This is a genomic window from Desulfonatronovibrio magnus (assembly GCF_000934755.1).
GTDB classification, from domain to species: domain Bacteria; phylum Desulfobacterota; class Desulfovibrionia; order Desulfovibrionales; family Desulfonatronovibrionaceae; genus Desulfonatronovibrio; species Desulfonatronovibrio magnus.
The window spans coordinates 32,444-43,098 of sequence record NZ_JYNP01000050.1 but is presented as its reverse complement, the minus strand read 5'-3'; the positions used below and the strand labels follow the sequence as shown (position 1 = coordinate 43,098).

Sequence of the window (10,655 nt, the reverse complement as noted above, 5' to 3'; positions counted from 1 at the left end):
GGATTGAGCACGGGGACTGGCTCTCCCGGCATTTATTTTTCTAATTTGTTTCTTGCTCAATAAAAAATAAGTGCCGGGGTGCCTGTCCCCACAAACATGAAAGCAAGGATTTTTAACAACCAACATGTTTGTTTGAAATTTCCACTAAGCGCCTAATAAAGGATTACAAATTGTTATATTTTAATATTTTTAGAAGATGGCGGAATGTTGTTGGTCTCATGGCGTTTTTTTTGCTTTTTCCAGTAGATGCAAAGACAGCTGTTGACCATTTTCATCCTGATATGTTGAGCTATAGTATGCAGATTGCATCGTTAAGTGACAGGGAAAAGGCTGTGAGTTACTATCAAGACCTTGAGCAGAAGCTTCCAGATGATCTGGTGGATGAGCTTCGTTTAGAGTTCATAGACCCTTACTACAGTCTAAGGATGGGTTTTGAAAAGAAAGAATCCACCCTGCAGGGCCTGGCGGAAAAGGTGCAACCTTTTTTTCCACAGGCAATACTTATAAGGTGTGCACTTATCCAGGAGCGCATCATTATGGCTTCTGCCAGAGTTAATGAGATACATGAAAGTAAGCTTTCAGTGACGTCAGATGCGCCTGAATATCAGAAGCAGCCTGCCAGGGCAATAAGCGATTTAGATTTTGCACAGGCAGATAATCATGGCCAGTTACCAGCGCAGACAAGTTCTACATTGAGCGCGGATGATTTTTTCATGGCAGAGCTTTACAGGGCCCGTGACGATCTTACTCGCAGGAAGCGTCCCTATGCCGGATTGCTGGGCGGTTACTTTACTGACAAAAATGATCTGTCAGTTATGCATGGGGGGGCATTTGGAAGAGTTGTTGTGTTTGACGGTCTTGATTTTACGGCCCGGGTTATGACTGGCATGATCAGCCAGAGCAGTGACGGGCAGCGCCCCAGAACCCGGCTGCGACGCAGCAGTTTTATGCTGGGTATAAATGATTACTTTCTTACTCCTGAGCTTATAGTTTGGGCTTCAGCCATGCTGGAGTCATTTAACATGCGCGACCATGGTAATGCGCCTGAGGGCAGTCGGCTGGGTCTGGATAAAGATTATGTCGCAGGGGGGCATATTGGCGGCAAATATGTATTTGAAGGCGGATCAGAGCTTGGCATTGAAGGAAGCAGGCAAAGTATATGGGCTGAACATGATCTGACAAACCCCAGGCTTTTTAACAGAATTACCGACCTTTCTCAAATGCATCCGGATCTGATTTTAAACCAGTTCAGCGCATTTGCTGATCTGGTTACTCGTCCTGAACATCGCCTGCGGGCAGAAGCAGGGTTTGCCGATTACAGCGATAATAACTCCAGGGTTTGGGGCTATGCCCATTACCAGCTTCCTTTTCCAGGAAGCAGAGATGCTCGCTGGGCGGTAATCAGGCCAAATATTTATCTTGAAAGGGTAAGAAAAGACAATGAGGCCTATTTTTCTCCGCGTTCGCACGTGACAGCCGGGATCATGCTTCATGCCATTCACCAGTATGAAAGATTTGAAGTGGAGGCGGAAATTAATCCGCAGCTTCTCTGGACTAAAGATGAAGACAAAGACAGATCCACAGAAGCTGGTATACATGGTCTGCTTAGAATTTCCTTTTTTGTGACAGATGATTTAAGCCTTGGTCTTTCAGGTTTTGGCTACGCTGATACTGACGATTACTGGTTGGCCAGGGGTATTATGTTTGTTCGGTATGTTTTTTAATGATTACCTTTTGGACAGATACCTGGTCCCGAATGCCATATTCAGCAGCCGAAAGAGTTTTTTGTAAAAATCTACAACAATTGAACGCTGGAGCAGATTATAGTGATGTTCAATAAAATAATTGTGTCTGTCCTGGGGTTGGTGCTGTTACTTATAATCCAGGGCTGCGGTTCAGGCAATAAGCCTGAAGTCCGTTCATCATTTCTGCAGGAATCCTGGACCACCTACAAAGATACCTTTATTCATGAAGATGGTTATGTGTGGGATCGCTTCCGTGATGGGGAGAAGTTACCAGTGAAGGGCAGTCATATGCATTATTGAGGGCTGCACTGTTAGAGGATGAGAATGCTTTCGACCGTATATTCAACTGGACAGAAAATAATCTGCTCAGAGATGACGGCATGTATTCCTGGCGCTGGCATCCAGGTGATGAAAGCCGTCCAGGGTGGATTGTTGATGAGAATACAGCTACAGATGCGGACCAGGATATTGCGCTGGCCCTGATAATAGCTGCCAGAGCATTCGACAGGCCCGAGCTTCTTTCAAGAGCAGCACAAATAATTACAGCTATTCGCACAGGTACAGGAATAAAAGTTGGAGACAGCTGGTTTCTGTCAGCCGGCAACTGGGCCAATGACCAGCGTATCATGAATATATCCTATTTCATGCCTTATTCATATCCCCTGTTTCATGAACTTGATCCTTCGGGCAACTGGTTGGAAGTCAGGAGTACAGGGTATGAAATATTATCTGCCCTGCTCAGGATGTCTCCCTCAAATCTTTTTCCTGACTTTAATTTTATTGATAAAAATGGGCACGTCAGTCCAATAATAGATTTAGATGGTCTTGACAGTGACTTTTCCTTTGATGCCATGCGCATATACTGGAGAGTTGCTTTGGACTGTATTCTCAGCCCTCATCTTAGAGCCTGCTCTGATTCGGCCAGGATAAGCACTATCCATGATATCATTGCTGAACATGGGCAGGTTTTCTCCAGATATGATATTTTTACAGGAGAGCCTCTAAATGATCTAGTTTCACTTAGCTTTTACGGCAGCTTTCTGCCAGGGATGAGACTGCATCATCCGGTACTGGCTGAGTCCATACTCAACTCAGAGCTTTCCATGGAAAGAATTAGTCCCATCCTCAACGATCCTGACAGATACTATGACTTGAACTGGATATGGTTTGGCCTGGCAGCAGACAATGGTCTGATTAAAGACATGACTCCAGACCCGCAATGGGTCCGTCAGGCTGTGGTCCATAACTGATAATTATTATTTCGCGCTAAGCCCCTATGATCTTGTGTTATCAGCTTGCATCATTCCTGCCTGAAAAGCTTTGAGATTTATTTCTACAAACCGTTTTTTTGTCTTTTCTTCAATAATACGACAGAACAGATCAGGTTCCATAGGCAGAATTCCTGTTCCGGCAAGTGCCCCCAGCATGGCCATGTTCACTGCAAGGGGGGAGCCTGCCTCGGTGGCAATCTTCAGGGCGTCGAGCATTATAAGATTTTGGACCCGGCTGGCCAGCTTTTTTAAGGATTCAGGCATTTGCGGATACTGAGCCTGTCCCATGGCAACAGTAAAAGGCGGCAGCGGTACTGTATTGGTTATGACTATACTGCTGGAGCTGCATTTTGCAGCAGCCCGGATGGTCTCTGATGGTTCGAACCCCAGAAGCACATCAGCTTCTCCGTCTGCAATGCAATAGCCGGTTCCGTCTCCGAGAAGTACCATGGATTCAACTACTCCGCCGCGTTGGGCCATGCCGTGAAATTCCGACATACGCACGTCAATACCGGCAGCAACAGCTGTTTCTCCCAACACCCTGGCTGCCAGTATGTTACCCTGTCCACCAACGGCTACAATCATGACACGAATGGTTTTCATCAGGCTTACTCCTTTCTCGGTATGGGCAAAATTGCGTTTTCCGGGCAGATCTGAGCGCATAGGGCGCAACCTGTGCAGCGGTCGGCATCAATGCGAATCTCCTGGCCATCAAGCAGAAATGCCGGGCAGGCGATCTTTTCAGTACATAGACGATGCTTGCTGCACTTTTCAGTTTTGACGAAAAATGGCCGCTTCTTTTTGAATCCGGGCAGGGTTTTGTCATAAAGAGGACAGGCTGCCTTGGCCACCAGAACTGATACGCCCCGGTAATCAGCAAGTTCCTGAATGGCATCAACTGTTTTACGGAAATGGAACGGATTTACTGCAATGGTCTTTTCCACCCCAAGGCCTTTCACTGCAGCCTCAATGGAAACAGTCTTTTTGTGCAGATGCATGTGGGTTAAATCCACGCCCGGGTGGGGCTGGTGACCGGTCATGCCTGTGGTACCGTTATCAAGGACCACCAGCATAAAGTCATGATTATTGTAGACGGCATTGGCAAGGGGGGACAGACCGCTGTGAAAAAAGGTAGAATCGCCGATAAAGGCAACAACTTTTTTGCCCGTGGCCTGGGAAAAACCGCCGGCTGTGCCAACACCGGCACCCATGGCAATGAGAAAATCACCCATTTTCAGCGGGGGCAGAAGCCCCAATGTGTAGCAGCCGATGTCCGTAGGGTATATGGCTTCATCTCCAAAGACCTCCCTTACTGCTGCATAGGTTGCACGGTGAGGGCATCCCGGGCACAAGTTGGGTGGTCTTGCCGGAACCTCTGGCATGTCAGGAGTTTGAACAGGAGTACTGGGTACGAAATCAATTCCGAAAAATACGGAAATGGCCTTTTTGACGATGGTGGGGTTGAATTCGTACAATCTGGAGAAAAGGCCTTCCTCTTTGCCCTGGATGGGTATTGTCAGCCCTGCACGCTGGGCAGCGGCATGGACAGCCTGTTGCAACCATGGCTCTCCTTCTTCCGCTACCAGAACTTTTTCGCACCCGTTTAAAAAACTCTGGACAAGTGATTCAGGAAATGGATGGGAAAATCCAATGCGCAGAATGCGGACGCTGTCTGCAATATTTAGCTCATCAACTGCATCTTTTACATAACCGTAGCTGACACCGTTACAGATGATTCCCCATTTTCCTTCGCCCTGGCTTCGGTTCCAGCTACTCTGGTCAGCAATGGAGGCAGCCTTGTCCATTTTTTCAAGCAGCCGGGGATGCAGGTTGCGCGATACAGAAGGAATACATACCAGGTTGAAGGGATCCTTTTTGAAATCTCCCCTGGTTACGCGCTTGGTGAGTGGGCCCAGAGTGACCACACCGCTGCTGTGATTAATTCTCGTTGTGGTGCGCAAAATTACCGGCAGCTTGAGATCTTCAGACAGTCCAAAGGCATACCTGGTCATTTCCTTGGCTTCGGCAACAGTGGAAGGCTCCAGCATGGGCAACCCACTCAAGCCAGCATAAAAGCGGCTGTCCTGCTCATTCTGGCTGGAGAACATGAAAGGATCATCTGCTACAACAAGTACCAGTGATCCAGTGATTCCGGTATAAGCAAGAGTCATGAGGGCGTCCGAGGCCACGTTGAGGCCCACATGTTTCATGGAAACCATGGTTTTAAGTCCGCACATGGCAGCTCCAGCAGCCATTTCGAGAGAAACCTTTTCATTGACGCTGTACTCAAAATACAGGTCAGTCTCAAGGGATATCCGGAAAAATTGAAGGGCGATTTCAGAAGACGGAGTGCCTGGATAGGCCGCAGCAAAAGCGACTCCTGCTTCCAGGGCACCACGGGCTATGGCTTCATTTCCCAGCATGAGCATTTTTTTGTTTTCTTGTTCCAGCAGCAGCGGATGCATACTTTTTTCTCCTCAATTGAGATGCGCCTGCAGAAAATAATGCGTGCAGTTTTATGTTTTAAGTTTTAAGATTTAGGTTCTAACCTATAAGTTCAATATTGTCTGTTACTGGGCAGTCAAAAGTTATCATGCAACATCTTGGATTTATGGCAATTATTTCTCAAGGCAGTTATATTTTCAGCTTTTCCCAGGTAAGGATATAGGCAATAACAATACCGGCAACAAACCCCACAGCCAGGTTGGAAGCAAGAGTAATACTGACTACGAGTATGGAAACAAACATTTCTTTGCGGGTCTTGATGTCTAAGATAGTCAGGGCAAGCTGAGTGCCGGCAAAAATAAGCAACACTCCAAGAACTGACAGGGGGATTAAGTTTATCACCGCAAGCATGCCAGATCCAAGAGAAAGAGCAAGAATCAGGAATATGCTTCCTATAATCAGATTTGAACCACCTGTCCGAGCTCCAAAGCGATATCTTGAAGCAAGGCCGCCGGCACCGTGACACATGGCCATGCCTCCGAATAAAAAGCTTGCAAGGTTGGCAAATGCCATGCTTAATGTCAGGCTGCGAGGAGAAACTCTATTGCTTTGTTTTGGAAAATACTGCGTATATAAATCATTGGTAGCTATAACGGCATTGCCGAGTGTCATGGGCACCTGAGGCATGACCAGCATGAGCAGGGCAAAAGAATAGTCAGGCCCGGATGGAAGGCCATAAGGAAAGAATGCGGGTAGATGAAATCCGGGAATAAGTTCTGCAAATCCCTGTCTGGTCCCGAGCAGCAGTCCTATCAAAATTCCAGTTCCAAGAACAACCAGGGCAGCAGGTAAACGCTTGTTATCCAGCAAAAAAAGAGTCAATATACCGAGAATGATGCCAATGGCTAATCCCAGAGGTAGTGGTCCAATATTCTGAATGGTTAGATATGGTTCAGCTGCCTGACTGAGTTCTTGAAACGCACTGGTGCCCACCATGAGCTTAACCCCCTGGCTGACCAGTAAAAGCCCGGTGGAAAGCTGAACCCCTCTGATGACTGCCTTGGGAACATATTTACTGATTAATGAGATAAGACCAGTGGCGCCAAAAAATAAAAGCATTACAAAGGTCAGCAGGCATGAGGCCTGAATTTCAGTTGCAGTCACTCCTGTAGCTATGGCATAGGCAGCTATGACTTTCATGGGCTCTACAGGACAGGTCAGACGGAAATATAGTCCTGAAAAAAAATAAAAAAAAGCAACTGAGAAGAAAATTGCAGCAGGACTAAGGCCGTTGATGAGAATCATTCCTATAGCCAGGGGAAGTAAAGTTCCCAAGTCGCCAAGAGAACCTGCCATTTCCATGCGGTTGAACCGATGTGGCTGTAAAGAAGGGCTTTGTAAAGAGTCCCTGCCTGGTAATACTGATTCATTAAGTGACATAGGTTGTAAATTATCCGATTTAGAAAAATTGTCAACAGATTTACAAGTAACTAAAACAAAATTAACAATAAATTCAGGGCGTTATGGCTTTACCATGCTGATTGCTTCGGTCGCTCAGGCTCCCTTGTAGGTGACAGGTTTTCAGCAACCACTTCCCTGACATCTCAGGTGTCATTGCGAGCGAGTCTTTTTGCCCCGTTGAACATACGCAGTGTAGGCGCAGCCATTCAACTGGGGCGAGCGCGGCAATCCTTGTTGCGAGCAAGGCCAAGCAATCTCGCGTTAAGGTTATTACACCTTTTTTTGTGGCTTCAGCCACACTTTGAAGAAGCGGCTGGAGCCGCAAGAACTAAACGATCCCAGGCTGGAGCCTGGGAACGAGGGGGATAAGTTACTCACAGGTTAGGTCCCGGTCCGCCCAGGTGAGGAGCTTCTAAGTAACTAAAACAAAATTATCAACAAAATCAGACGTTTACAGTTTTCATATTTTTACGATTTTTGCTTATGATTGATGCACATTTGCCAGAAAAGTTCCGTCAAAGATAAGAGCTTTGCGCCTGGCACAGCTTCCTGCCCGGAGGCTTACAGCCCGGAGGGGGACTGTCCCAATTTCCAAATATGGGACTGTTCTTCAAGGTGGAGGCGGCTTCCAGCCGCCTGGAATTACATAGCCTGCAGGATGCAGGCTCCACTTTAAAGACAGTTACTCACAAGTTCGGTCCCGGGCCGCCCGGGTGAGGAGCTTACAAGTAACTACAACTTTTATTTGCCTGTCACTACAATTTGATAAAGATGTGACTGATTTGTAACATTTTTGATATATTTGATAAATTGCAGCTGTTAAGCGCGTTTATAGCTCATATAAACATTTTTATAAGAGCTCCACCTGGGTTGTCCGGAACTTTGCCCTTGAGCAACTTTACTTGGCGGTTTTTACTGCTTAAGCTCGCCAGAAGTGACTTTTATCAGTGGCCGAGGCAATAAGTAATAAAAATATCGCTGTAGTGGCAGTAATTACGGCAAAGCATGCCATTGACTTAATCAGGAAGTGTATATGCAAACAAACAAAGTGCTGGTCATAGAGGATGAAGAGGACATTCAAAATCTGTTGCTTTTGAATCTTGAGGCAGCAGGGTATAAAGTCTTTGTCACAGACAATGGATACGACGGCCTGAGGATAGCTCAGGAAGAAATGCCTCAGGTCATTCTGCTGGATCTGATGCTTCCCCATATGGATGGTCTTGAGATTTGTCGTCGGCTCAAGAGCAGTGCCAAGCTGAAGCATATCAGGGTGATCATGGTCACAGCCAAAGGTGAGGAAGTTGACAGGATTGTCGGTTTTGAACTGGGGGCTGATGATTATGTTGTTAAGCCGTTCAGTATCAGGGAACTGCTTTTAAGGGTCAAGGCCATAATCAGGCGGGATGAGGTAGAAGAAGAGAAATCCAGTAAACAAATCTGGAAGCATGAGGGGCTTGAGTTTGACTTTGCAGCCATGCAATTCAAGCTTGACGGACAGAGTATCAACCTGACCGCTACTGAACTGAAGCTGCTGGCCGAGTTTATTCAGAATCAGGGGAAGGTTTTATCCAGGGAGCGTCTGTTGAACAATGTATGGGGATATGAATTTGAAGGTTACAACAGAACAGTGGACACTCACATCCGAAGACTAAGGGTCAAGCTTGGAAAGTATTCGGATATTATCCACACCTCCAGAGGGTTGGGATACAAGTTTGATCCTGAGTCGTGATAATTGGTGTGGTAAATGAAAAACAGGTATTCCCTTAAAATCAAGCTTATTATTTCCTTTTGGGTGGCCTTGATCATAGCGCTGGCCATTCCATCCTATTATTTCATGAATACTGTTGAAAAGGAAATAAAAAAAGAGACCATAATAAGTGCCAGGGACAGAATGTCTATTCTTGTGTGGGCATTATCGGGAAGGGAATACCACGACCTCAGCCAGCTTGACCGGGTCATAAGGGAAGTCACCCAGTCTGGTCAGGACAGGATAACAGTTATTGACAGCCAGGGTGTGGTTCTTGTGGACTCCATGGTTGATTTTGATGATATGGGCAGTGTAGAAAATCATGCTTCAAGGCAGGAGTTCAGGGCATCAATGCGTGAGGGTTCAGGCTATAGCGTCAGGCTCAGCTCCACTGTTGATCGCTATCTGATATACTATGCTCGAAAGATTGAGCTTGATCCCTTTGGAACTGTAGTACTCCGGCTGGCCACACCTTCTGCCACCATGGATTCATTTTTTGAAAGAGTGAGTACCGGCCTCTGGCAGATGATGCTTTTGTCACTGCTTTTTACAGGACTTCTTGTATTTATCCTGGTCAGACGACTGACCCTTAAGCTGCAGCCCATGATCAGTCTGGCCCAGTCTATTGGGAAAGGCCACTATGAAAAGAGAATAACCTCATCTCCGGGACGTGAGTTTGATCCTCTAATGGAAGCAATCAATGAAATGGCGCAGAGCATAGAAAATAATATTGAGATTGTATCATCACAGAAGACTGAGCTGGAAACCATACTCAATGGAGTTAAAGACAGTCTCGTGGCCTTGGACAATACTGGACGGATAATGAGTTTTAACCAGGCTTTCAAGGATAATTTCAATCACTTCAGTCATTTTTTCGGCAAAAGGCCCCTTGAGGTATTTCATGACAGCAGACTTCAGGAGTATTCTGAAGAAGTCATTTCAAGCGATATTATTCGCAATAAGAGCCTGGAGGTTATGTTCAAGGACAGATGTTATGACGTAAATATTGTTTCTCCGGAGGACCGCAGACGTATCGGCGCAGTTCTGGTGTTTCATGATATTACCAATATTAAAAGGCTGGAAAGTATTCGCAAGGACTTTGTGGCCAATGCCTCCCACGAGCTTCGCACTCCCCTGACTTCCATCAAGGGCTATACAGAGACCCTTATTGATAATAAAGAGCTTATGGCAACAAAGGGCAGGGATTTTCTGGAAGTTATCATTAAGAATACCAACAACATGATCAGACTTCTTGATGATATTCTGCAGCTGTCCAAGATTGAGTCTGAGCCTGAGAAGATTGTTGTCAGCGATACCCCTTTGCACCCGGTGGTTGAAAAGGCCTGGTATAACTGCAGTCATTACATTCAGGATAAAAAGGTCAACTTCAGTATGGAGCTTGAGGACATCTGCCTGACAGTTAAAGGAGAGAGCGAATATCTGGGGCATGTTTTTCAGAACCTTTTTGAAAACAGCATTAAGTTTGTTCCTGATGAGGGAGAAATCAGGGTTTTGTGCCGTTTGCATGACAAGATGGTCCACATCGGGGTTCAGGATAATGGGCCAGGCATTCCCAGGGATGAGCAGAAGAGGGTTTTTGAGCGGTTTTACCGGGTTAAAAAATTCAAGAACCAGGTTAAAGGTACTGGACTGGGACTGGCCATCTGCAGGAATATATTAATGAATCTGGGCGGGGAGATATGGGTGGAAAGCCCGGTTAAGGGAACCAATTCCGGATGCATAATCTGGTTTTCCCTGCGCAGGGCCGATGCTGACGTATAAAAAAAATATTAAACTGTTGTAACTGTTCAGCAAAATAGAATATGAAGACCTGGACCCCGGATCCGTCATCCCGGACTCGATCCGGGACCGGGGTGACGGTTAAATCAGATCCTTGCCCCTTTCCGTCATTCCGGAGAAAGCCGGAATCCAGGATATTTTAATAGCCTTATAGCAAATGTGGTTAACAGTTACCAAATGTTAACC

8 protein-coding genes are annotated in these 10,655 nt (G+C 46.3%); 5 read left to right on the top strand and 3 right to left on the bottom strand.

The annotated features are described in order from the left end of the window. Nucleotides 1-170: 170 nt before the first annotated feature. From LZ23_RS06785 to LZ23_RS06775, 3 genes are all read left to right on the top strand, one after another. On the top strand, nt 171-1,724 hold the full coding sequence (locus LZ23_RS06785; RefSeq protein ID WP_045212701.1) for an SPOR domain-containing protein: 1,554 nt from the start codon (nt 171-173) through the stop codon (nt 1,722-1,724). Nucleotides 1,725-1,829: 105 nt separating this feature from the next. Further along, a complete protein-coding gene (locus tag LZ23_RS06780) occupies nt 1,830-2,045 on the top strand; it encodes a hypothetical protein (protein WP_045212698.1) in 216 nt (71 codons plus the stop codon). After that, nucleotides 2,042-2,995 (top strand): glycosyl hydrolase family 8, encoded by a 954-nt coding sequence (locus LZ23_RS06775; protein WP_045212696.1) that lies wholly within the window; start codon nt 2,042-2,044, stop codon nt 2,993-2,995. The genes LZ23_RS06780 and LZ23_RS06775 overlap by 4 nt, the downstream gene beginning before the upstream one ends. Nucleotides 2,996-3,019: 24 nt before the next feature. Here the strand turns inward: LZ23_RS06775 and LZ23_RS06770 are convergent, their stop codons facing one another. The 3 genes from LZ23_RS06770 to LZ23_RS06760 all read right to left on the bottom strand — a co-directional run bounded on the left by LZ23_RS06770 (nt 3,020) and on the right by LZ23_RS06760 (nt 6,901). Beyond that, nucleotides 3,020-3,619: an indolepyruvate oxidoreductase subunit beta gene (locus LZ23_RS06770; protein WP_045212694.1), complete on the bottom strand. Its 600-nt coding sequence runs from the start codon at nt 3,617-3,619 to the stop codon at nt 3,020-3,022. 5 nt (nt 3,620-3,624) lie between these two features. Continuing rightward, entirely contained in the window at nt 3,625-5,481 is a 1,857-nt protein-coding gene (iorA, locus tag LZ23_RS06765; protein ID WP_045212693.1) for an indolepyruvate ferredoxin oxidoreductase subunit alpha, read from the bottom strand. A gap of 169 nt (nt 5,482-5,650) precedes the next feature. Then, a complete protein-coding gene (locus LZ23_RS06760; RefSeq protein ID WP_084590924.1) occupies nt 5,651-6,901 on the bottom strand; it encodes a putative sulfate/molybdate transporter in 1,251 nt (416 codons plus the stop codon). A gap of 1,054 nt (nt 6,902-7,955) precedes the next feature. Here LZ23_RS06760 and LZ23_RS06755 point away from each other — a divergent pair. Both LZ23_RS06755 and LZ23_RS06750 read left to right on the top strand, forming a co-directional pair. Next, nucleotides 7,956-8,651: a response regulator transcription factor gene (locus LZ23_RS06755; RefSeq protein WP_045212689.1), complete on the top strand. Its 696-nt coding sequence runs from the start codon at nt 7,956-7,958 to the stop codon at nt 8,649-8,651. A gap of 15 nt (nt 8,652-8,666) precedes the next feature. Beyond that, nucleotides 8,667-10,451 (top strand): sensor histidine kinase, encoded by a 1,785-nt coding sequence (locus LZ23_RS06750; RefSeq protein WP_045212688.1) that lies wholly within the window; start codon nt 8,667-8,669, stop codon nt 10,449-10,451. Nucleotides 10,452-10,655 lie beyond the last annotated feature (204 nt).

What these genes read in the sequence shown, in the direction of transcription:
- LZ23_RS06780 (WP_045212698.1), top strand. Translation starts at nt 1,830, where the DNA reads ATGTTCAATAAAATAATTGTGTCTGTCCTGGGGTTGGTGCTGTTACTT.
- LZ23_RS06770 (WP_045212694.1), bottom strand. Translation starts at nt 3,619, where the DNA reads ATGAAAACCATTCGTGTCATGATTGTAGCCGTTGGTGGACAGGGTAAC.
- iorA (WP_045212693.1), bottom strand. Translation starts at nt 5,481, where the DNA reads ATGCATCCGCTGCTGCTGGAACAAGAAAACAAAAAAATGCTCATGCTG.
- LZ23_RS06760 (WP_084590924.1), bottom strand. Translation starts at nt 6,901, where the DNA reads ATGTCACTTAATGAATCAGTATTACCAGGCAGGGACTCTTTACAAAGC.
- LZ23_RS06755 (WP_045212689.1), top strand. Translation starts at nt 7,956, where the DNA reads ATGCAAACAAACAAAGTGCTGGTCATAGAGGATGAAGAGGACATTCAA.
- LZ23_RS06750 (WP_045212688.1), top strand. Translation starts at nt 8,667, where the DNA reads ATGAAAAACAGGTATTCCCTTAAAATCAAGCTTATTATTTCCTTTTGG.